This window comes from Mycobacterium sp. NGS57 (genome assembly GCF_059812405.1).
Window position 1 is genome coordinate 37,202 of sequence record NZ_JCALCP010000005.1, and the last position, 21,423, is coordinate 58,624.

Consider the following 21,423-nt stretch of genomic DNA (forward strand, 5'->3'; position numbering starts at 1 on the left):
CGTGGAGCCTCCTACATCTGTCCGCAAGCTATTTCCGCGCTGCTGTGCGAATTATGGTCGCACAGCCAGAACGCGGTCCATAGCGGTGCCTCAGAACGATCCCAGGCAGAGTTTCAGCGCCTTCGTCTTGGTGTCGTTCAGCTGGTCCACGCGCCTGTTGAACTCCGGAATCGACGCGTGCGTGCCGATGGCGTTGGCCACCCCGTGGGCCGCGTCGACATACGCGTTGAAAGCGTCCTTGAGCTGCTGCGACAGCGCGTCGCTGAAGCTATTGGACACGGTAGTGGCGCTGTCGTTGAGCGCGCCGATCGCGGGGCCCTCGGCCGGGCCGGTGTTGCGGCCACCGTTGAATGCCGAGACGTAGGCGTTCACCTTGTCGATCGCCTCCTTGCTGGAGGTTGCCAGCGAGTCGCACGAGGTGCGCACCGCTCGCGTCGTCAGGGACTGCTGGCGCTGCGACTCCTTGACCCGCGACGTCGCCGACGAGGCCGACACCGACGCGGACACGGACTGCCGGTAGGCCGGGGCGACCTTGGTATCGGGCGTGGCCGTGCCGTTGGTGACGGAGGTACACCCGACGATCCCCATGACCACCGCCGCGACACAGCCCAGCGCCAGCGCGCCTCGCCGGGGGATGTCCCCCACGTGCCTGCGTGCGACGGCACGCCATCCGATGAGCACGTTGCTGACGTTACCGGGTGCCCATCCCGCACCCCCGGGACGCACCGAGTTACCTCCCCGAACGCCGGTGCGGCACGATAGAGGGATACAGCGCAAACCGTTACACCGCCGACTACAGGAGCGGAAGTTGACCACCGAGTTCGCTCGCCACGACCTGGCCAAAACCCCAAGCAGCGCAAGCGAACCCGATCGCGTTCGGGTCATCCGCGAAGGTGTGGCGTCCTACCTGCCCGACATCGACCCCGACGAAACCGCCGAGTGGCTGGAGTCCTTCGACCAACTGCTGGAACGCTCGGGGCCGTCGCGGGCCCGCTACCTGATGCTGCGGCTACTCGAACGCGCCGGCGAGCAGCGGGTCGCGATCCCGGCGCTGACGTCGACCGACTACGTCAACACCATCCCGACCGAGCTGGAACCGTGGTTCCCCGGCGACGAGGACGTCGAGCGCCGGTATCGGGCCTGGATCAGGTGGAACGCGGCGATCATGGTGCACCGCGCCCAACGGCCGGGAATCGGCGTGGGCGGCCACATTTCGACCTACGCCTCATCCGCGGCGCTCTACGAGGTCGGCTTCAACCACTTCTTCCGCGGCAAGTCCCATTCCGGTGGGGGCGACCAGATCTTCATCCAGGGGCACGCATCGCCGGGCATCTACGCCCGCGCGTTCCTCGAGGGCCGGCTGAGCACCGACCAGCTGGACGGTTTCCGCCAGGAGCACAGCCATCCCGGCGGTGGCCTGCCGTCCTACCCGCACCCGCGGCTGATGCCCGACTTCTGGGAATTCCCGACGGTGTCGATGGGCCTGGGCCCGATGAACGCGATCTACCAGGCGCGCTTCAACCACTACCTGCACGACCGCGGCATCAAGGACACCTCCGACCAGCACGTGTGGTGCTTCCTCGGCGACGGCGAGATGGACGAACCGGAGAGCCGCGGCCTGCTGCACGTCGCCGCTCTGGAGGCGCTGGACAACCTGACCTTCGTGATCAACTGCAACCTGCAGCGCCTCGACGGCCCGGTGCGCGGCAACGGCAAGATCATCCAGGAGCTGGAGTCGTTCTTCCGGGGCGCCGGCTGGAACGTCATCAAGGTGGTGTGGGGCCGCGAGTGGGACGCGCTGTTGCACGCCGATAAGGACGGCGCGCTGGTCAACCTGATGAACACCACCCCCGATGGTGATTACCAGACCTACAAGGCCAACGACGGCGCGTACGTGCGTGACCACTTCTTCGGTCGCGATCCGCGCACCAAGGCCCTCGTCGAGCACATGACCGATTCGGAGATCTGGAACCTCAAGCGCGGGGGGCACGACTACCGCAAGGTCTACGCCGCCTACCGCGCCGCCGTCGAGCACAAGGGGCAGCCGACGGTGATCCTGGCCAAGACCATCAAGGGCTACTCGCTGGGCGCGCATTTCCAGGGCCGCAACGCCACGCACCAGATGAAAAAGCTTGCCCTGGAAGACCTCAAGTGGTTCCGCGACGCCATCCGGATCCCGGTCAGCGACGCCCAGCTCGAGGAAGACCCCTACCTTCCCCCGTACTTTCACCCCGGTCCCGAGGCGCCCGAGATCCGGTACCTGCTCGACCGGCGTCGCGCGTTGGGCGGCTTCGTGCCGGAACGGCGGACCAAGGCCAAGGTCCTGGCACTGCCGCGCCGCGATACCTACAAGGCGCTCAAGAAGGGCTCGGGAACCCAGGAGGTGGCCACCACCATGGCCACCGTGCGCACGTTCAAGGAACTGTTGCGCGACAAGGAAATTGGGCCCCGCATCGTGCCGATCATCCCCGACGAGGCGCGCACGTTCGGAATGGACTCGTGGTTCCCGAACCTGAAGATCTACAACCGCAACGGTCAGCTCTACACGTCCGTCGACGCCGAACTCATGTTGGCGTACAAGGAAAGTGAAGTCGGCCACATCCTGCACGAGGGCATCAACGAGGCCGGGTCCGCCGCTTGCTTCACCGCCGTCGGCACGTCGTATGCGACGCACAACGAGCCGATGATTCCGATCTACATCTTTTATTCCATGTTTGGGTTCCAGCGCACCGGCGACGGCCTGTGGGCCGCCGCCGACCAGATGGCGCGCGGCTTCCTGCTCGGCGCGACCGCCGGGCGCACCACGCTGACCGGTGAGGGCCTGCAGCACGCCGACGGCCACTCGCAGCTGCTGGCGTCCACCAACCCGGCGGTGGTGTCCTACGACCCGGCGTTCGCCTTCGAGATCGCCTACATCGTGGAGAGCGGGCTGGCGCGGATGTTCGGGGAGAACCCGGAGAACGTGTACTTCTACATCACCATCTACAACGAGCCCTACGTGCAGCCACCGGAGCCGGAGAACTTCGATCCCGAGGGCGTGCTGCGCGGCATCTACCGCTACCGCGCCGCCACCGAGCAGCGCACCAGCAAGGCGCAGCTGCTGGCCTCCGGGGTCGCCATGCCGTCGGCGCTGCGGGCGGCCGACATGCTGGCCGCCGAGTGGGACGTCGCCGCCGACGTGTGGTCGGTGACCAGCTGGGGCGAGCTCAACCGCGACGGCGTCGGCGTCGAGCGGGCCCGCCTGCGCCACCCCGACCAGCCGGCCGGCACCCCGTATGTGACCCGGGTGCTGGCGGACGCCGCCGGCCCGGTCGTCGCCGTGTCGGACTGGATGCGCGCGGTGCCCGAGCAGATCCGGCCGTGGGTGCCCGGCACCTTCGTCACGCTGGGCACCGACGGGTTCGGCTTCTCCGACACCCGGCCCGCCGCGCGGCGCTACTTCAACACCGATGCCGAGTCGCAGGTGGTCGCGGTGCTCGAGGCGCTGGCGCGCGACGGCGAGATCGACCCGTCGGTGCCGGTCGCGGCCGCCCGGCAGTACCGCATCGACGACGTGCTGGCCGCGCCGGAACAGACGTCCGACCCCGGCGTGGCCTGACCCAACACAGTCCCGTCCTCCCCCGCCGAGCGTGCGGCCAGCCGCACGTTGGAGCTCGAGCGTGCGGACAGCCGCACGCTCGTCGAGCGCCCGTCTTGGCGGAAACTTCCAGAAAACTCGCGTAGCTTTTAGGGGTGAACGACAACGCCTTCGCCGGCCCGTTTGCCAAACACCCCCGCTCGCCGCTCGAGCAGCTGGACACCGTCCCGGAATCGCTGCTGCGCCGGCTCAAGCAGTACTCGGGCCGGCTGGCCACCGAGGCGGTGTCGGCCATGCACGAGCGGCTGCCGTTCTTCGCCGACCTGGAGGCCTCCCAGCGGGCCAGCGTGGCGCTGGTGGTGCAGACGGCCGTCGTCAACTTCGTCGAGTGGATGCACGACCCGCACAGCAACGTCAGCCACACCGCGCAGGCCTTCGAGCTCTTCCCGCAGGACCTGACCCGCCGCATCGCGCTGCGCCACAGCGTCGACATGGTGCGGGTGACCATGGAGTTCTTCGAGGAGGTGGTGCCGCTGCTGGCCCGCTCCGAGGAACAGCTGACCGCACTCACCGTGGGAATTTTGAAGTACAGCCGCGACCTGGCGTTCGCCGCCGCCACCGCCTACGCGAACGCGGCCGAGGCCCGCGGCACCTGGGACAGCCGGATGGAGGCCAGCGTGGTCGACGCGGTCGTGCGCGGCGACACCGGCCCCGAGCTGCTGTCCCGCGCCGCGGCGCTGAACTGGGACACCACCGCGCCGGCGACGGTCGTGGTCGGCATCCCGGCGCCCGGGCGCGACGGCTCGGTCGGGCCGGACGACAGCCAGCGGGCCAGCCAGCACGTCCGCGACATCGCCGCCAACCACGTCCGCGCGGCCCTCACCGACGTGCACGGCACCTGGCTGGTGGCGATCGTGTCGGGCCAACTGTCACCAACCGACAAATTCCTCCGCGACCTGTTGCAGGCGTTCTCCGACGGCCCGGTGGTCATCGGGCCCACCGCGCCCATGCTGACCGCGGCCTACCACAGCGCCAGCGAGGCCATCTCCGGGATGAACGCGGTCGCGGGCTGGCGCGGTGCGCCGCGGCCGGTGCTGGCCCGGGAATTGCTGCCCGAGCGGGCCCTGATGGGCGACGCGTCGGCGATCGTCGCTTTGCACACCGACGTGATGGGGCCGCTGGCCGACGCGGGGCCGACGCTGATCGAGACGCTCGATGCGTACCTGGATTGTGGCGGCGCCATTGAGGCCTGTGCCAGAAAGTTGTTCGTTCATCCAAACACGGTGCGCTACCGACTCAAGCGCATCACCGACTTCACCGGGCGTGATCCCACCCAGCCCCGCGACGCGTACGTGCTGCGTGTGGCGTCGACGATCGGCCAACTCAACTATCCGGCGCAGCCGGCCGGCGCCGCCGCCGGCACCGTGACTCCGGCTCCCGTGCCGGTCAGAGGCGGTATTGTGGGCCCGGCCGAACGATAGTGATCTAGCCAACATGTCGCGGCGCGGTATCAAAACCGTAGCTTACCGAGCCGTTTTGTAGGTTGTACACAAAAAGCTAAGACGAGGTTCATAATCTGTTACACCCGCCAAAATCGTTTCCACAGTGTTCTCTTAGACACGTGATCGCATTTCTTGCGCCCGGACAGGGCTCGCAGACCGAGGGGATGCTGTCGCCGTGGCTGGAGTTGCCCGGGGCGGCCGACCAGTTGGCGCTGTGGTCCAAGGCGAGCGGCCTGGACCTGGTCCGGCTGGGGACCACGGCGTCGGCCGAGGAAATCACCGACACCGCGGTGACGCAGCCGCTGGTCGTGGCCACCACGCTGCTGGCTCACCAGGAGCTGAGCAAGCGGGGCGTGGTCAGCGACACCGGACTGATCGTCGCGGGTCACTCCGTCGGGGAGATCGCGGCCTACGCGATCGCCGGCGTGATGGCCGCCGACGACGCCGTCGCGCTGGCCGCCACCCGAGGCGCCGAAATGGCCAAGGCCTGCGCCCTCGAGCCCACCGGCATGTCGGCGGTGCTCGGCGGCGACGAGGCCGAGGTGCTCAGCCGCCTCGAGCAGCTCGAACTGTTCCCCGCCAACCGCAACGCGCCCGGCCAGATCGTGGCCGCGGGCCCGCTGACCGCGCTGGAGAAGCTGGCCGAGGACCCGCCCGCCAAGGCGCGGGTGCGCGCCCTCGGCGTGGCCGGGGCGTTCCACACCAAGTACATGGCTCCGGCCCTGGACGGCTACGCCGCCGCGGCGGCCGCCGTCGTGACCGCCGAGCCCACCGCCACGCTGCTGTCCAACCACGACGGAAAGCCCGTCGCCTCGGCCGCCGCGGCGATGGACACGCTCGTCGCCCAGCTGACCCAGCCGGTGCGCTGGGACCTGTGCAACGAGTACCTGCGTGAGCAGGATGTCACGGCGATCGTGGAGTTCCCCCCGGCGGGGACGCTCACGGGTATCGCCAAACGCGAACTTCGGGGGGTGACGGCCCGTGCCGTCAAGTCACCCGCAGACCTGGACGAGTTGGCCGACATCTAAGCCGCCGGCTCCGCCAGGACAATAACAACTGCAAACAACTGCAATCTCAATCAGGTTTGCACACAACACATTACGAAGGGAATAGGCTGTGGCCGTCACTCAGGAAGAAATCATCGCCGGTATCGCCGAGATCATCGAAGAGGTGACCGGTATCGAGCCCTCCGAGGTCACCCCGGAGAAGTCGTTCGTCGACGACCTGGACATCGACTCGCTGTCGATGGTCGAGATCGCGGTGCAGACCGAGGACAAGTACGGCGTCAAGATCCCCGACGAGGACCTCGCCGGCCTGCGCACCGTCGGTGACGTCGTCGCCTACATCCAGAAGCTCGAGGAAGAGAACCCCGAAGCCGCCGAGGCGCTGCGCGCCAAGCTGGAGACCGAGAACCCCGAGGCCGTCGCGAACGTCAAGGCGCGGCTGGAGGCGGACAGCAAGTGACAAAGCCTTCCACTGCTAATGGCGGTTACCCCAGCGTTGTGGTAACCGCCGTCACGGCGACGACCTCGCTCGCGCCGGACATCGAGAGCACGTGGAAGGGTTTGTTGGCCGGAGAGAGCGGCATCCACGTCCTCGAAGACGATTTCGTCACCAAGTGGGACCTGCCCGTCAAGATCGGTGGACACCTCAAGGAGCCCGTCGACGTCCACATGGGCAGGCTGGACATGCGGCGCATGTCCTACGTCCAGCGGATGAGCAAGCTGCTGTCCGGTCACTTGTGGGAGAACGCGGGCAGCCCGGACGTCGACCCCGACCGTTTCACGGTCGTGGTCGGCACCGGCCTCGGTGGTGCCGAGCGGATCGTCGAGAGCTATGACCTGATGAACGAGGGCGGCCCCCGCAAGGTGTCGCCGCTCGCCGTTCAGATGATCATGCCCAACGGCGCCGCGGCCACCGTCGGCCTGCAGCTGGGGGCCCGCGCGGGCGTGATGACGCCCGTGTCGGCCTGCTCGTCGGGCTCGGAGGCCATCGCCCACGCGTGGCGTCAGATCGTCATGGGCGACGCCGACGTCGCCGTGTGTGGCGGCGTGGAGGGCCCCATCGAGGCGCTGCCCATCGCGGCGTTCTCGATGATGCGCGCCATGTCGACCCGCAACGACGAGCCCGAGCGCGCGTCGCGTCCGTTCGACAAGGACCGCGACGGCTTCGTGTTCGGCGAGGCCGGGGCGCTCATGCTCATCGAGACCGAGGAGCACGCCAAGGCCCGCGGCGCAAAGCCGCTGGCCCGGCTGATGGGTGCCGGCATCACCTCGGACGCCTTCCACATGGTGGCGCCCGCGGCGGACGGCGTGCGCGCGGGTCGTGCGATGACACGGGCTCTCGAGCTGGCGGGCTTGTCCGCCAAGGACATTGACCACGTGAACGCGCACGGGACGGCGACGCCGATCGGTGACACCGCGGAGGCCAATGCAATTCGGGTCGCCGGCTGCGAGCGGGCGGCGGTCTATGCGCCGAAGTCGGCGCTGGGCCACTCGATCGGCGCGGTTGGCGCGCTGGAATCTGTTCTGACGGTATTGAGCCTGCGGGACGGCGTGATACCGCCCACCCTGAACTACGAGACCCCCGATCCCGAGATCGACCTTGATGTCGTCGCGGGCGAACCTCGCTACGGCGAGTTCCGTTACGCGATCAACAACTCGTTCGGGTTCGGCGGCCACAACGTGGCGCTCGCGTTCGGGCGTTACTAAAGCTGGCCGAACACGGAAGGAACTTTCGTTAGACCAATGACGACATCGCCTGAGCTGGTTACCGGGAAAGCGCTCCCGAATGTGGTCGTCACCGGCGTTGCCATGACGACCGCACTGGCCACTGATGTCGAGGGCACCTGGAAGTTGTTGCTCGACAGCCGAAGTGGGATCCGTAAGCTCGACGACCCGTTCGTCGAGGAGTTCGACCTGCCGGTGCGCATCGGCGGACACCTGTTGGAGGAATTCGACAGCCAGCTCACCCGCGTCGAACTGCGCCGGATGAGCTACCTGCAGAAGATGTCCACCATCCTGGGTCGCCGGGTGTGGGAGAACGCGGGCGCCCCCGAGGTCGACACCGATCGGTTGATGGTGTCGATCGGCACCGGCATGGGCTCCTCGGAGGAGATGGTCTTCAGCTACGACGACATGCGCGCGCGTGGGATGAAGGCCGTGTCGCCGCTCGGCGTGCAGAAGTACATGCCCAACGGGGCGGCGGCGGCGGTCGGGCTGGAGCGGCACGCGAAGGCCGGGGTCATCACGCCGGTGTCGGCGTGCGCGTCGGGCTCGGAGGGCATCGCCCAGGCGTGGCGCAACATCGTGTTCGGCGAGGCAGACATCGCCATCTGCGGCGGCGTCGAGACCAAGATCGAGGCCGTGCCGATCGCCGCGTTCGCTCAGATGCGCATCGTGATGTCCACCAGGAACGACGACCCCGAGGGGGCCTGTCGCCCGTTCGACAAGGACCGCAACGGTTTCGTGTTCGGCGAGGCCGGCGCGCTCATGGTCATCGAGACCGAGGAGCACGCCAAGGCCCGCGGGGCGACCATTTTGGCCCGGCTGATGGGGGCGAGCATCACCTCCGATGGCCACCACATGGTGGCGCCGGATCCCAACGGTGAGCGCGCCGGGCACGCGATGAGCCGCGCGATTCAGCTCGCCGGGCTGACGCCCGGCGACATCGACCACGTCAACGCCCACGCCACCGGCACGTCGGTGGGTGACTTGGCCGAGGGCCGGGCCATCAACAACGCGCTGGGCTCGAACAAGCCGGCGGTGTACGCACCCAAGGCGGCGCTGGGCCACTCGGTCGGCGCGGTCGGCGCGGTGGAGTCGATCCTGACCGTGCTCGCGCTGCGCGATCAGGTGGTTCCGCCGACACTGAACCTGCAAAACCTCGATCCGGAAATCGATCTGGACGTGGTGGCGGGCAAGCCGCGGCCCGGTGAATACCGGTACGCGATCAACAACTCGTTCGGATTCGGCGGGCATAACGTCGCACTCGCCTTTGGGCGGTACTGACCCGTCCGTACGCCGGGCAACTCGGAACAGGAGATTTGCGATGACGATCATGGCCCCTGGGTCGGTTGGCGAGTCGCTCGACCCTCGCGACCCCTTGTTGCGTCTGAGCAATTTCTTCGACGACGGCAGCGTGGAGCTGCTGCACGAGCGCGACCGTTCCGGTGTGCTCGCGGCGGCCGGCACCGTTAATGGCTTGCGCACCATCGCGTTCTGCACGGACGGGACTGTGATGGGCGGCGCGATGGGCATCGAGGGCTGCACGCACATCGTGAACGCCTACGACACCGCCATCGAGGAGCAGAGCCCGATCGTGGGCATCTGGCACTCGGGTGGTGCCCGGCTGGCCGAGGGGGTGCGGGCGCTGCACGCGGTCGGCCTCGTGTTCGAGGCCATGATCCGCGCATCGGGTTACATCCCACAGGTTTCCGTGGTCGTCGGCTTCGCCGCCGGCGGCGCGGCCTACGGGCCCGCGCTGACCGACGTCGTCGTCATGGCGCCCGAGAGCCGGGTGTTCGTCACCGGGCCCGACGTGGTGCGCAGCGTCACCGGTGAGGACGTCGACATGGCGTCGCTCGGCGGTCCTGAGACCCACCACAAGAAGTCGGGCGTATGCCACATCGTCGCCGACGACGAGCTCGACGCCTACGAACGCGGCCGCCGGCTGGTCGGGTTGTTCTGCCAGCAGGGGCATTTCGACCGCAGCAAGGCCGAGGCCGGGGACACCGACATCCACGCGCTGCTGCCCGAGTCCGCCCGGCGCGCGTACGAGGTGCGCCCGATCGTGACCGCGATCCTCGACTCCGACACCCCCTTCGACGAGTTCCAGGCCAACTGGGCCCCGTCCATGGTGGTCGGGCTGGGCCGGCTGTCGGGTCGCACCGTCGGCGTGCTGGCCAACAACCCGCTGCGCCTGGGCGGCTGCCTGAACTCCGAAAGCGCCGAGAAGGCGGCACGTTTCGTGCGGCTGTGCGACGCGTTCGGGATCCCGCTGATCGTGGTCGTCGACGTACCGGGCTATCTGCCGGGTGTCGACCAGGAGTGGGGCGGCGTGGTGCGCCGCGGCGCCAAGCTGCTGCACGCGTTCGGTGAGGCCACCGTCCCCCGGGTCACGCTGGTCACCCGAAAGACCTACGGCGGGGCCTACATTGCGATGAACTCGCGTTCGCTGAACGCCACCAAGGTGTTCGCGTGGCCGGACGCCGAGGTCGCGGTGATGGGCGCCAAAGCCGCCGTCGGCATCCTGCACAAGAAGAAGCTGGCCGCCGCGCCCGAGCACGAGCGCGAAGCGCTGCACGACGAGTTGGCGGCCGAGCACGAGCGGATCGCCGGCGGCGTGGACAGCGCCATCGAGATCGGCGTGGTCGACGAGAAGATCGACCCGGCCCACACCCGCAGCAAGCTCACCGAGGCGCTCGCCCAGGCGCCCGCCCGTCGCGGCCGCCACAAGAACATCCCGCTGTAGGCGTTGCCGCGCGTCCCTGCCGCCCCCTCTCACCGCCAGCCGAACCGCACTGCGAAATATCGCGGGAAATTTCGCGGTGCGGTTAGGCTCGCGGCCGGCACAGGGTACGCGTAAGCGCTTGGCGCAGTTCGCCTTCCGGGTCGCTCGGCAGCCCCTCGGCGCGCCAGCCGACAAAGTCGTCCGGGCGCACCAGCAGCGCCCCGTCGGCGGCCAGTCCGGTGGCGGCCGCCCAGGCATCGCCGCGAACGCACTGCGCGTCGACCGGCACGGACGCCGCGGCCGCACACCATCGCTCGTCACCGGTCAGCAAGGTGAACCCGGGGCCCACCAGGTCGAGCGTCGAAACGCCGTCGCGCACCCACACGTGCGGGACGCGGGTTCCGGGCTGCCCGCGCAACTCGTCCACCAGCGCAAGGCCGTTCGAGCCGTACCGGTAGCCGATGAGCAAGGAAAACATCGAGCACTCTTCGTCGGCCGGCAATTGCGGTCGGTCGTCGCTCAACCGAAGCAGGCCGATACTCGGGCCGGTCAGCGACTGCCGGGCGGCGAATTTGCCGACCGGGTGCCGTTCGGCGTGGTAGGTGTCGAGGAGCCCCGGGGCCGCCGTCCCCTGCAGGACCGCCGCCAGCTTCCAGGCCAGGTTGTGCGCGCTCTGGATCGCGGTGTTGGCCCCGCCCGCCTTGAACGGGGGCATGGTGTGGGCCGCATCCCCGACGAGAAACACCCGGCCACAACGGAATTGGTCGGCCACCCGCTCGTAGGGCTGCCACGGTGCGACGTCGACGACCTCCACGTCGACCGGCTCGCCGACGGCCTTCACGATCAGCTCCCGGCAACGCTGCGCGGTAAACGCATCCACGGTCTCCCCCTCGCCGGGAAAGTACGTGGTGATGAACATGCCGAGGTCGTCACGCACCGGCAGAAAGATGCCGTCCACGTCCGCGTTGCGGACCTGCACCGCATCGCCATCGCCCAAGTCGGGGACGAACTTTCGCCACGCCGCCCTGAAGTAGACGAAGACAATGTAGATCGGCAGTGCCCCGTAGCCCGACGTCGTCACGCCCAGCCCGTCGCGGATCGGGCTGTGCACGCCGTCGGCGGCCACCAGGTAGTCGGCGCGCACCGTGTGTAGCTCTCCCGAATCCCGTTGCCGCACCGCGGCTTCGACACCGGACTCGCCCTGTTCGAACGAGCAAAGCTCGGTGTCGTAGCGCGCCCGGCCACCGCGCCCCCGGAGGTAATCGAGCAGGATCGGTTCGAGCGCGCTTTGCGGACAGTATTGCCCGGACGGCTCGGGGCTCAGCCCCTCGAACGGCGAGAAGATCGCCGCGACGTCGAACGCCCGGGATACCTCGGCGCTGTTCAGCGTCGGCTTGCTCAGCATGTCCGAGACTCCGTCGGCGACGGCATGGATCTCGTCGGCCAGTCCCAAACCCCGCAGGATCTCCAGGCTGCGGAAGCTCAGGTTGCGGGCTTTCGGGTAAATGAACACCTCGCGGCGTTTTTCCACCAGCAGCGAGCGAACGCCGTGCTTGGCCAGCAGCGCCGCGGTGGTCAGGCCGGCCGCGCCGGCGCCGACGATCAGGACGGGAACCCGCTCGACGGTCATCGCCACCTCCTGCCTTAGACGGAACTTATTAGTTCCGCCTATAGCCACTGTGGCACGTCCCGCTAGGCGCCGGCAAGCGGCAGGATCACGTCCTCGATCACCCGCCGGACAAAGACGCGGTCCATCGGGCGGCCGGTCATCACCCGCAGCACGTTGAGGCCCAGGGCCACGTCGGGGATCAGGCTCAGGTCGCGCCCCGCCGGGAGCTCGCCGCGGGCCACCGCGCGGTCGAGCACGCTGCGCACGATGTGGCGCGGCGGCGACAGCACGAGGTCGTCCAGGGCCGCCGCGAGGACGGGATCGCGCATCGCCGCCGTCGCGACCCCGACGATGACCTGAATCATGTTGAGCTCCGCGGCATCGAAATCCGGCACCGCCGCGATCAACGCCTCGATGTCGCCGGCGAGGCTGCCGGTGTCGGGCACCTCGACGGCACCCCGCCGTCGTCGCCAGTGGGCGATCGCCTCGGCGACCACCACCGCCTTCGACGGCCAGCGGCGATAGATGGCGGCCTTGCCGACGCCGGCGCGGGACGCCACGTCGTCCATGCTCAAGCGGTCGTAACCGTGTTCGGCCACGCCCGCCAGCGCCGCATCCAGGATGGCCGCGTCCAGGGACCGGTCGAGACGTCGCGGACGGGATGCACGCGCCACCCGCTCACCTCCTCGATACGGATCAGTTCCGTTAAAGATACTCCCGCGCCACGTCGACGACCCGCTCACGATCCGATCCCACCAGGCCGATGCGGGTCCGCCGGTCCACGATGTCGGAGACCTCCAGGGCGCACTCGTGGGTCACCGCGTACTCGAACTCCGCCCGGGTGACGTCGATGCCTTCGGCGACCGGGTCGGTCGGGCGCCCGCAGGTCGCGGCGGCGACGACGTTGGCTGCTTCGGCACCGTAGCGCGCTACCAGCGACGGCGGCAGACCCGCCGACGACGCATCAGAACCCGGATTCGAAGGCGCCCCGATCAAAGGCAGGTCGCGCGTGCGGCACTTCCCGGCGCTCAGCCGCCGCAGGCCGACGGCGCGATCCACGACATCTTCTGCCATGTAACGGTATTCGGTGAGCTTGCCGCCGATCACGCTGATGACGCCGGAGGTCGCCTCGACGACGGCGTGCTCGCGCGACACGTCGGTGGTGCGGCCCGCACCGGTGTCGATCAGCGGCCGCAGCCCGGCGTAGGCGCCGAGTACATCGCTCACGCCGAGCGAGGCCCCCAGCGCCGTGTTGACCGTTTCCAGCAGGAACGCGACCTCGTCCGCGGAGGGCTCCGGCACGTCGGGGATCGGGCCGGGTGCCGCCTCGTCGGTCAGGCCCAGATAGACCCGGCCCAGCTGCTCGGGCATGGCGAACACGAAGCGGTTCAGCTCGCCGGGAATCGGAATGGTCAGGGCCGCAGTCGGATTGCCGAAGGTAGCGGCGTCGAACACCAGGTGGGTCCCGCGGCTGGGCCGCAACCGCAACGACCCGTCGATCTCCCCCGCCCACCCCCCGGCCGCGTTGATCACCGCACGGGCCGACACGTCGAACGACTCTCCGGCGCGCCGATCGGTCAACCGCACCGAGGTGCCGGTGGCCTCGGAGGCTGCGACGTAGGTCAGGATCCGGGCACCGTGCTGCGCAGCGGTGCGCGCGACCGCGACGACGAGCCGGGCGTCGTCGATCAACTGCCCGTCGTAGGCCAGCAGGCCACCGGAGAGGCCGTCGCGTCGCACGGTGGGCGCCATCTCCACCACCCGCGAGGCCGGCACCCGTCGCGAGCGCGGCAGCACCGACGACGGCGTGCCCGCCAAGACCCGCAAAAGGTCGCCGGCCAGGAACCCAGCGCGCACCAGCGCCCGCGAGCCCCGTCTCATCGACGGCAGCAGCGGCACCAGCTGGGGCATCGCGTGCACGAGATGAGGCGCGTTGCGCGACATCAGGATTCCGCGCTCGATGGCGCTGCGCCGGGCGATGCCCACGTTGCCGCTCGCCAGGTAGCGCAGGCCACCGTGGACCAGTTTCGAACTCCAGCGGCTGGTGCCGAACGCCAGGTCGTGCTTTTCCACCAGCGCCACGCGCAGCCCGCGCGACGCGGCGTCCAATGCGATCCCGGCGCCGGTGATGCCCCCGCCGATCACGACCACGTCCACCGGCTCCCCGTCGGCCAGCGCGGCAAGGTCGGCGGCGCGGCGCGCGGCGTTCAGGGCCGACGGGCTCACGACAGGTACCCGTTCAGCGCGCACGCCAGTTCGGTGGCCAGTGCGTCGACGTTCAGGATCGGCCGGACGATCCGTTCGGACTGGATGGTCGACTGCGCGATCAGCAGCACCATGGTGGCCATCTGCATCGCATCGCCGGCGCGGACGCTGCCGTGGCGTTGGGCGGCGCACAGCCGCTCGGCCAGGGCGTCGATGAGCATCTGCTGGCTGGCGCCGAGGCGTTCGGTGATGTAGATGGGGGCCAGCTCGGAGTGCAGCACCGACATCACCAGGTCGTCGCGCCGCAGCAGGTCGGCCACCGTGACGATCTGTCGCACCAACGATTCCCGGTCGTCGCCGAGCAATGGGGCGTCGCGCAGCACGGCGGTGATGTGCCGGGTCAGCAGCGCCGCCACGATCGACTTGGTGTCCGGCCAGCGGCGGTACACGGTCGGCCGGCTGACGCCCGCCCGCCGCGCGATCTCGGCCAGGGTCACCCGGTCTACCCCGAAATCGACGACGCAGGTGGCCGCCGCCGACAGGATCCGGTCCCCGGTATCCGCCGGAGCGTTACTGATTGACAGCATATGTAATACTGTAACGCATGACGCACCCCGAGCAACTCCTCCCGCCGATGAAATGGGACGCGTGGGGGGATCCCGCCGCGGCCAAGCCGCTGTCCGAGGGCATCCGCTCGCTGCTGAAACAGGCTGTGGGGCTTGAGGATTCACGTCTCCAAGAACTCGACGCCGACCAGGTGCGGCTCACCCCGTCGAGGTTGCCAACCTCCGATGCCGACGCGCTGGCCCGTATCGTCGGCGCCGAATACTGCCGCACAACCGACCGCGACCGGCTCCTGCGTGCCGGCGGCAAATCCACCCTCGACCTGCTGCGACGCAAAGACAACGGAGTCCAGGACGCGCCCGACGCCGTGCTGCTCCCCGCTGACGACGACGCCGTCGCCGCGGTCCTGCGGTATTGCTCCGAGCACCGCATCGCGGTGGTCCCGTTCGGCGGCGGCACCAGCGTGGTCGGAGGGCTCGACCCCATCCGCGGCGAGTTCGGCGCCGTGGTGTCGCTGGACCTGCGCCGCCTCGACGAGCTCATCGAGCTCGACGAGGTCTCCGGCCAGGCCGTGCTCGGGGCCGGACTCACCGGGCCGGACGCCGAACGGCTGCTCGGCGCAAAAGGCTTTTCGCTCGGGCATTTCCCGCAGAGCTTCGAATACGCCACGATCGGCGGCTTCGCCGCGACGCGATCGTCGGGGCAGGACTCGGCGGGCTACGGCCGATTCAACGACATGGTGCGCGGCCTGCGGATGGTCACCCCCGTCGGCACCATCGACCTCGGCCGCGGCCCGGACTCGGCGGCGGGCCCCGACCTGCGCCAGCTGCTGCTGGGCTCGGAGGGCACGTTCGGCGTCATCACCCAGGTTCGGCTGCGCGTGCACCGCATCCCGGAAGCCGTCCGGTATGAGGCGTGGTCGTTCCCCGACTTCGAGACCGGCGCCGCGGCCCTGCGCGCTGTCACCCAAAACGCCACCGGCCCCACCGTCATTCGGCTCTCCGACGAGGCCGAGACCGGGGTCAACCTCGCGACCACCGAGGCGATCGGCGAATCCCAGATCACCGGCGGCTGCCTGGGCATCACTGTGTTCGAGGGCACCGAGGACCACGTCGAGAGCCGGCACGCCGAGACCAGCGCGCTGCTGGCGGCCAAGGGGGGCACGTCGCTGGGCGAGGGACCCGCACGGGCGTGGGAACGGGGCCGGTTCGGCGCGCCGTACCTGCGCGACGCGCTGCTGTCGGCGGGCGCGCTTTGCGAGACCTTGGAGACGGCCACCGACTGGGCGAACGTGCCGAAGCTGAAAGCCGCTGTCACCCAGGCGCTTACGGGTGCGCTGGCCGATTCGGGCACGCCGGCTCTGGTGATGTGCCACATCTCGCACGTCTACCCCACCGGCGCCTCGCTGTACTTCACCGTCGTCGCCGGACAGCGGGGCAACCCGATCGAACAGTGGCAGACGGCCAAAAGGGCCGCCTCGGACGCGATCATCGCCAACGGCGGCACCATCACGCACCACCACGCCGTCGGCGCCGACCACCGGCCCTGGATGCGCGAGGAGGTCGGCGACCTGGGCGTGCAGGTGCTGCGCGCGGTCAAGACCACCCTCGACCCGGCCGGAATCCTCAACCCGGGCAAGCTGATTCCGTGACCAAACGAGAAGTCGGCAAGGTCACCGCGCTGACCAATCCGGTATCGGGGCACGGCGCCGCAATCAGCGCCGCACAACGAGCGATCGCGCGGCTGCACGAGCGGGGCGTGCAGGTCACCGAGATCATCGGCGACGACGCCCAGGACGCGCGCCACCTCGTCGGCGCCGAAATCGAGAGGGGCACCGACGCGGTGATGGTCACCGGCGGCGACGGCGTCGTCTCCAACGCGCTGCAGGTGCTGGCGGGCACCGGCGTCCCGCTGGGCATCGTTCCGGCCGGCACCGGCAACGATCACGCCCGCGAATTCGGCCTACCCACAAAGGATCCCGAGGCCGCCGCCGACGTCGTCGCCGACGGATGGACGGAAACCATCGACCTGGGCCGGATCACCGACAGCGCGGGAACGGCCAAATGGTTCGGCACCGTCGCCGCCGCCGGCTTCGACTCCCTGGTCACCGACCGGGCCAACCGGATGAGCTGGCCCCACGGACGGTTGCGCTACTACCTGGCGATGCTCGCCGAGCTGTCGCAGCTGCGGCTGCTGCCGTTCCGAATGGTGCTCGACGGAACGAAAGAGATTGACGCCGACATCACACTCGCGGCCTTCGGCAACACCCGCAGCTACGGCGGTGGGCTCTTGATCTGCCCGAATGCCGATCCCACCGACGGCCTGCTCGACATCACCATGGCGCATTCGGCATCCCGCACCAAGCTGGTTCGCCTCTTCCCCACCGTCATGAAGGGCACCCACGTCGACCTCGACGAGGTCACCACGGCGCGCGCCAAGTCGATTCATGTCGAGTGCCCGGGCATCAACGTCTACGCCGACGGCGACTTCGCCTGCCCGCTGCCGGCCGAGATCTCCGCGGTGCCCGCCGCAGCGCAGATTCTTCGTTCCCCGCGGTGAAGTTCAGACGGTGTGGTGCCGCCCCCCGGGCACGCCAGTGCCCTTCATCGCAGGTTGCCAATCTGGCTGCCGAGGTCGTCGAGGTAATCGTCGTAGGCGGCGATGACGTCGTCGAGGTCCAGTTGCTTTGGTAGATCGTCGGGACGCTGGCGCGTGGTGAGGTAGTCGATGGTGGCGGCGATGACGCGCGTTTCGTCGGCGTCGGGTCCGGCGATGCGCGCGACAACCTCTGGCGTGGCTCGTATCCGGATGGTCACGCGGTCCTCGCCCTGGGCGACACGCACGAGATAGTCGTGGTCACCGAGCGCTTCGATTTCGGGCCTTTCGATATTTTTCATGGCCGTTTCCTGCTTCCCGAATGCGCGTCGCGACATCCCGATGCGCCAACCTGTACCAACCTATTTTAACGGGTTATAGTCATTTAAAAAATACCGCCGCGGTGACGCGTGTGGCGTCGACTTCGTTATACTCGGAGCATCGCACCCAAACGGCCCCCCATCCTTATTTCGGTTTTGGCTCCGCGTCTGCTGAAAGCGATTTCCAAGGCGAACGTGGCGATTTATCGCGCCACCGACGGCCGCCTCGCCGGCCACGAGTTGGGGCTGCCCCTGTGTCTGTTGACCACGACCGGCCGCAAGAGCGGGTTATCCAGAACGACTCCACTGATATTCATGGCCGACGGTGACCGACTGGTTCTGGTGGCGTCGCAGGGTGGCCTGCCCACTCACCCGATGTGGTTTCTGAACCTTCGCGCCAACCCCGATGTGCGCGTGCAGATCCGAGCGCAGACTCGCAGCATGCGTGCGCGCGTCGCCGACGACGCGGAACGCACACAACTGTGGCCGCGACTCGTCGCGCACAACCCGCGGTGGGCCAGATACCAGTCGTGGACCGACCGAGTGATTCCGGTGGTGGTCTGTGAGCCGGCGTAGCGCCTACGCGGTCAATTGGTGCCCGAGGGTGTGCTCGTAGCCAGGAGATCGGCGAGGACCGCGGCTTCACTGATATCAACAGCTTTGGAGGCGGTCAGCAGAGTCAACGTCTGCCGCTTCATCAAGTCATGAAGATGCGCCAGTGCTTTCGTGCGTTCAGAATCGGTCAACTCGCGACGGTAACGACGGACAAACTCGTCGAACAACTTCGGGTCGTGGTGGTACCACTTGCGCAGTTCGGTGGACGGAGCGATGTGCTTGCACCACTCATCCAGCTGGGCCCTGGCTTTGCTCATGCCCCGGGGCCAGATCGGACGTGCCGCGGTCGGGTCAACACCTCACTTGTCGGCGTTTCACTCACCTGCCACCAGCGTGGCCAGGCAGAGTTGCGGCTTGACAAACGGCTCGAGGCGAGCCTGCAGTGCCGGGCGTGGGGACATCGGCAGGCCTTGGTGGGTCGGTGAATTGTCGAGGATGCCCTGCAGCAGCCCCAGATGCACTCCGCAAACCACCTCGGGGCGGGAGGAGGCCAGATCCCTGACCGGGCAGGCGTGCATCCGGATGGTCCGCTGCCGCCGATGCGGCGGGCCACTGCCGGCCCGCGGGGATGTTGGCTCTGCCCCGGCGACGAGTTCGGGAGCGAACCCCAACCCGGCGAGAGCCCGGGTGGTGTCCACCGCCACTCGGTCGAGCACGTCGTCGGCGTCGGCCTCCGCCGTCTCCTGGGGAACCGCCAACCGGGTGGCCCATTTCTGTCCGGCACGCTGTGCACGGCGAGCGCGGGTTTCCTCCGTCCTGCCCAACTCCATCGCCAGGACCTCGGCCAGAGTCCGATAGTCCATCCCTACCTCGGTCGCTCGATAGCCGGTGCGGGGCCGACCGCGGCCGGGTCGGTTCATTCGGGTGCGCACGATCACCCCCTCGTCACAGAGGGTGTCCAGGTGAAACCGCACCGTCGTGACGTGCAATCCCATCTCCGCAGCAAGCTCGACGGCATCGATCGCACCGTCGTGCTGGCGCACCAACGCCAGCACCCGTTCACGTTGTCGGTTGCGAGGCAGTCGATCTCGTCGTGGCCGCCCCGCTCGCGTGTCTGTCTCGCCGTCCACCTCGCGCCTTCCATCGACGTTATTTAACGGATATACTTCCCTTATATTAGCAGTGTCGGTCCACGGAAAGAGGTGGTGGGCGTGACAGTCGTGGCGTTCGCCGACCAGAAGCGGGCGCGAGGACGGATGCTCGTGGCCGCCGTGGCGCTCGCGTGTTTGGCCGCGTTGACTCCGCGCACGCTTAACGAGGCAGAGGTCAGAGTGCGGAGGACTCCGCCACCACCGAGAACAGCATCGAGCGACGCACGCGTCACGCGGCGGACCGGACCGGTCTGCGACGCCATTTCCGCGGTCACGATGCCGGATACCGTCATCGAACTGCTCCTCGGTCAGTCGCGGAGCGCAACGTCAACCCAAATCCGATGACGAACAGCCCGGCGGCGCCTGCCGAAAGGTAAAGGCCAGGGGCGGAATTGGAGCCAATAATGATCATCCTGTACGCACTGGCCGCAGCGGGTGCGCTTGGCGTGCTGTGGCTGGGAGCGAGCCTGCGCGTCGTCAAGCAATTCGAACGCGGTGTCGTCTTTCGATTCGGCCGCGTCCAAAAAGCAGTCCGCGGACCGGGACTGACGATGTTGCTACCTTTCGCCGATCGGCTCGACAAGGTCAACATGCAGATCATCACGATGCCCGTGCCCGCTCAGGACGGCATCACCCGCGACAATGTCACGGTACGGGTGGACGCCGTCATCTACTTCAACGTTGCCGATCCGGTGCGGGTGGCCGTCGACGTGCAGGACTACGTGTCCGCCATCGGGCAGGTAGCCCAGACATCATTGCGTTCCATCATCGGCAAAAGCGATCTCGACGATCTACTGTGCAACCGGGAAGGTCTGAATCAGGGCCTGGAGCTGATGATCGACAGTCCCGCGCTGGGTTGGGGTGTGCACATCGACCGGGTCGAGATCAAGGATGTCGTCCTGCCGGACTCGATGAAACGGTCGATGTCGCGCCAAGCGGAAGCCGAGCGTGAGCGACGAGCGCGGATCATCACCGCCGACGGCGAACTACAGGCATCGCAGAAACTGTCCCAAGCGGCCGAAGTGATGGCCGAGCATCCCGCCGCGCTGCAACTACGGCTCCTGCAAACCGTCGTCGAAGTCGCCGCCGAGAAGAACTCCACCCTGGTGCTGCCCTTCCCCGTCGAACTGCTCCGCTTCCTCGAACGCGCGACGTCGCCAGCAGCCGAACCGAACGATGAGGCCACGCCCGCCGGGCCGGACGAAACGTCCACGCTCGAGCGTGCTCGGGTCCCCGACGATGCCAGCGAGCTCCAGCTAGCTAGCCGACCCCCCGGCTGAGCCAGGTCACCTCGCCGGCGTCGCCGCCGTCGCGATAGACCTCGAGCGCCTCGTCCCACGCCGTCCCGAGCACCGAATCCAGCTCGGCGGCCAGCGTGTCCGCGCCCTGGGCCATCATCACGCGCAACCGCATCTCGCCGACCATGACGTCGCCGTTGGCGCTCATCGACCCGCTCCACAACCCGAGCTGCGGGGTGTGGCTGAACCGGTGGCCGTCGACTCCCGGGCTGGGATCCTCAGTGACCTCGAAGCGCAGCACCGACCACGAGCGCAGCGCGTTGGCCAGCCGGGCGCCGGTGCCCACCGGCCCGACCCAGTTGGTGACCGCGCGTAGTTGTCCCGGCATCGCCGGCTGCGGTGTCCACACCAGGTTGGCCTTGGACTGCAGGGTCGACGAGAGCGCCCACTCGACATGCGGGCAGACCGCCGCGGGCGAGGCATGAACGTACACCACGCCTGTCGTCATGTCGGCGAATTGGTTCGACGCACGCATCTCCTGCTCCTTCGGTTCCACGAGGGACGTCTTCCCCAACGACCTGGCGGTTCCGTACGGACCAAAAAATTTGTGTGTCGTGCGTGTCTATTGTGCCTCGTGATACCCGTGTTGCGCTAGT

At 68.3% G+C, this 21,423-nt stretch carries 20 protein-coding genes; 11 read left to right on the forward strand and 9 right to left on the reverse strand.

The genetic code is table 11. The features are described 5' to 3' along the window. Nucleotides 1-90: 90 nt before the first annotated feature. Nucleotides 91-681, reverse strand: a complete 591-nt coding sequence (locus tag AC5Y43_RS11100; protein WP_499972292.1) for an Rv2240c family protein — start codon at nucleotides 679-681, stop codon at nucleotides 91-93. Between the two features lie 127 nt (nucleotides 682-808). Here AC5Y43_RS11100 and aceE point away from each other — a divergent pair, with 127 nt between their 5' ends. The 7 genes from aceE to AC5Y43_RS11135 all read left to right on the forward strand — a co-directional run bounded on the left by aceE (nucleotide 809) and on the right by AC5Y43_RS11135 (nucleotide 10,551). Further along, nucleotides 809-3,598 (forward strand): pyruvate dehydrogenase (acetyl-transferring), homodimeric type, encoded by a 2,790-nt coding sequence (gene aceE, locus AC5Y43_RS11105; RefSeq protein ID WP_499972293.1) that lies wholly within the window; start codon nucleotides 809-811, stop codon nucleotides 3,596-3,598. Between the two features lie 134 nt (nucleotides 3,599-3,732). Next, on the forward strand, nucleotides 3,733-5,058 hold the full coding sequence (locus AC5Y43_RS11110; RefSeq protein ID WP_499972295.1) for a PucR family transcriptional regulator: 1,326 nt from the start codon (nucleotides 3,733-3,735) through the stop codon (nucleotides 5,056-5,058). Between the two features lie 140 nt (nucleotides 5,059-5,198). Next, entirely contained in the window at nucleotides 5,199-6,107 is a 909-nt protein-coding gene (locus tag AC5Y43_RS11115) for an ACP S-malonyltransferase (protein ID WP_499972296.1), read from the forward strand. An 88-nt stretch (nucleotides 6,108-6,195) separates the two neighbouring features. Next, on the forward strand, nucleotides 6,196-6,543 hold the full coding sequence (gene acpM, locus AC5Y43_RS11120) for a meromycolate extension acyl carrier protein AcpM (RefSeq protein ID WP_066932760.1): 348 nt from the start codon (nucleotides 6,196-6,198) through the stop codon (nucleotides 6,541-6,543). Beyond that, complete coding sequence (gene kasA, locus AC5Y43_RS11125) at nucleotides 6,540-7,790, forward strand: 3-oxoacyl-ACP synthase KasA (protein ID WP_499972298.1); 1,251 nt, start codon at nucleotides 6,540-6,542, stop codon at nucleotides 7,788-7,790. Before acpM ends, kasA begins: the two co-directional genes overlap by 4 nt. A 36-nt stretch (nucleotides 7,791-7,826) precedes the next feature. Beyond that, nucleotides 7,827-9,089 carry a 3-oxoacyl-ACP synthase KasB gene (gene kasB / locus AC5Y43_RS11130; protein ID WP_499972301.1) on the forward strand — a complete coding sequence of 421 codons (1,263 nt, stop codon included), beginning with the start codon at nucleotides 7,827-7,829 and terminating at the stop codon, nucleotides 9,087-9,089. Between the two features lie 40 nt (nucleotides 9,090-9,129). Next, entirely contained in the window at nucleotides 9,130-10,551 is a 1,422-nt protein-coding gene (locus AC5Y43_RS11135; RefSeq protein WP_499972303.1) for an acyl-CoA carboxylase subunit beta, read from the forward strand. Between the two features lie 82 nt (nucleotides 10,552-10,633). Here AC5Y43_RS11135 and AC5Y43_RS11140 read toward each other — a convergent pair whose 3' ends face one another. The 4 genes from AC5Y43_RS11140 to AC5Y43_RS11155 all read right to left on the reverse strand — a co-directional run bounded on the left by AC5Y43_RS11140 (nucleotide 10,634) and on the right by AC5Y43_RS11155 (nucleotide 14,931). After that, nucleotides 10,634-12,160 (reverse strand): FAD-dependent monooxygenase, encoded by a 1,527-nt coding sequence (locus AC5Y43_RS11140; RefSeq protein ID WP_499972304.1) that lies wholly within the window; start codon nucleotides 12,158-12,160, stop codon nucleotides 10,634-10,636. Between the two features lie 62 nt (nucleotides 12,161-12,222). Next, nucleotides 12,223-12,813 (reverse strand): TetR/AcrR family transcriptional regulator, encoded by a 591-nt coding sequence (locus AC5Y43_RS11145; protein WP_499972306.1) that lies wholly within the window; start codon nucleotides 12,811-12,813, stop codon nucleotides 12,223-12,225. Nucleotides 12,814-12,844: 31 nt separating this feature from the next. Continuing rightward, nucleotides 12,845-14,365 (reverse strand): glycerol-3-phosphate dehydrogenase/oxidase, encoded by a 1,521-nt coding sequence (locus tag AC5Y43_RS11150; protein ID WP_499972307.1) that lies wholly within the window; start codon nucleotides 14,363-14,365, stop codon nucleotides 12,845-12,847. Continuing rightward, complete coding sequence (locus AC5Y43_RS11155) at nucleotides 14,362-14,931, reverse strand: TetR/AcrR family transcriptional regulator (RefSeq protein WP_499972309.1); 570 nt, start codon at nucleotides 14,929-14,931, stop codon at nucleotides 14,362-14,364. The genes AC5Y43_RS11150 and AC5Y43_RS11155 overlap by 4 nt, the downstream gene beginning before the upstream one ends. Nucleotides 14,932-14,978: 47 nt before the next feature. Here AC5Y43_RS11155 and AC5Y43_RS11160 point away from each other — a divergent pair, with 47 nt between their 5' ends. Both AC5Y43_RS11160 and AC5Y43_RS11165 read left to right on the forward strand, forming a co-directional pair. Beyond that, nucleotides 14,979-16,559 (forward strand): FAD-binding oxidoreductase, encoded by a 1,581-nt coding sequence (locus AC5Y43_RS11160; RefSeq protein WP_499972831.1) that lies wholly within the window; start codon nucleotides 14,979-14,981, stop codon nucleotides 16,557-16,559. After that, nucleotides 16,556-17,467, forward strand: a complete 912-nt coding sequence (locus AC5Y43_RS11165; protein ID WP_499972310.1) for a diacylglycerol kinase — start codon at nucleotides 16,556-16,558, stop codon at nucleotides 17,465-17,467. The genes AC5Y43_RS11160 and AC5Y43_RS11165 overlap by 4 nt, the downstream gene beginning before the upstream one ends. Before the next feature lie 44 nt (nucleotides 17,468-17,511). Here AC5Y43_RS11165 and AC5Y43_RS11170 read toward each other — a convergent pair whose 3' ends face one another. Further along, nucleotides 17,512-17,805 (reverse strand): hypothetical protein, encoded by a 294-nt coding sequence (locus tag AC5Y43_RS11170; RefSeq protein ID WP_499972832.1) that lies wholly within the window; start codon nucleotides 17,803-17,805, stop codon nucleotides 17,512-17,514. 138 nt (nucleotides 17,806-17,943) lie between these two features. On the opposite strand from AC5Y43_RS11170, the gene AC5Y43_RS11175 reads away from it, so the two are divergent. Beyond that, nucleotides 17,944-18,399, forward strand: a complete 456-nt coding sequence (locus AC5Y43_RS11175) for a nitroreductase family deazaflavin-dependent oxidoreductase (RefSeq protein ID WP_499972835.1) — start codon at nucleotides 17,944-17,946, stop codon at nucleotides 18,397-18,399. Nucleotides 18,400-18,410: 11 nt separating this feature from the next. Here the strand turns inward: AC5Y43_RS11175 and AC5Y43_RS11180 are convergent, their stop codons facing one another. After that, nucleotides 18,411-18,710, reverse strand: a complete 300-nt coding sequence (locus AC5Y43_RS11180; RefSeq protein WP_499972838.1) for a DUF488 domain-containing protein — start codon at nucleotides 18,708-18,710, stop codon at nucleotides 18,411-18,413. A gap of 42 nt (nucleotides 18,711-18,752) precedes the next feature. Then, the gene (locus AC5Y43_RS11185; RefSeq protein WP_499972312.1) at nucleotides 18,753-19,508 is read right to left on the reverse strand and encodes a helix-turn-helix transcriptional regulator; all 756 of its coding nucleotides are present in this window, start codon (nucleotides 19,506-19,508) and stop codon (nucleotides 18,753-18,755) included. 425 nt (nucleotides 19,509-19,933) lie between these two features. Between AC5Y43_RS11185 and AC5Y43_RS11190 the strand changes: the two genes are divergently transcribed. Continuing rightward, a complete protein-coding gene (locus AC5Y43_RS11190; protein ID WP_499972313.1) occupies nucleotides 19,934-20,809 on the forward strand; it encodes a slipin family protein in 876 nt (291 codons plus the stop codon). On the opposite strand, the gene AC5Y43_RS11195 is transcribed toward AC5Y43_RS11190, so the two are convergent. Then, the gene (locus tag AC5Y43_RS11195; RefSeq protein WP_499972315.1) at nucleotides 20,790-21,302 is read right to left on the reverse strand and encodes a DUF3145 domain-containing protein; all 513 of its coding nucleotides are present in this window, start codon (nucleotides 21,300-21,302) and stop codon (nucleotides 20,790-20,792) included. The two genes, AC5Y43_RS11190 and AC5Y43_RS11195, sit on opposite strands and share 20 nt — an antisense overlap. Between the last annotated feature and the right edge of the window lie 121 nt (nucleotides 21,303-21,423).

Bases quoted from the DNA above. Each gene is read 5' to 3' on its own strand.
- AC5Y43_RS11135 (WP_499972303.1), top strand. From the start codon at position 9,130: ATGACGATCATGGCCCCTGGGTCGGTTGGCGAGTCGCTCGACCCTCGC.
- AC5Y43_RS11190 (WP_499972313.1), top strand. From the start codon at position 19,934: ATGATCATCCTGTACGCACTGGCCGCAGCGGGTGCGCTTGGCGTGCTG.
- kasB (WP_499972301.1), top strand. From the start codon at position 7,827: ATGACGACATCGCCTGAGCTGGTTACCGGGAAAGCGCTCCCGAATGTG.
- AC5Y43_RS11140 (WP_499972304.1), bottom strand. From the start codon at position 12,160: ATGACCGTCGAGCGGGTTCCCGTCCTGATCGTCGGCGCCGGCGCGGCC.
- AC5Y43_RS11160 (WP_499972831.1), top strand. From the start codon at position 14,979: ATGAAATGGGACGCGTGGGGGGATCCCGCCGCGGCCAAGCCGCTGTCC.
- AC5Y43_RS11195 (WP_499972315.1), bottom strand. From the start codon at position 21,302: ATGCGTGCGTCGAACCAATTCGCCGACATGACGACAGGCGTGGTGTAC.
- AC5Y43_RS11170 (WP_499972832.1), bottom strand. From the start codon at position 17,805: ATGAAAAATATCGAAAGGCCCGAAATCGAAGCGCTCGGTGACCACGAC.
- AC5Y43_RS11155 (WP_499972309.1), bottom strand. From the start codon at position 14,931: ATGCTGTCAATCAGTAACGCTCCGGCGGATACCGGGGACCGGATCCTG.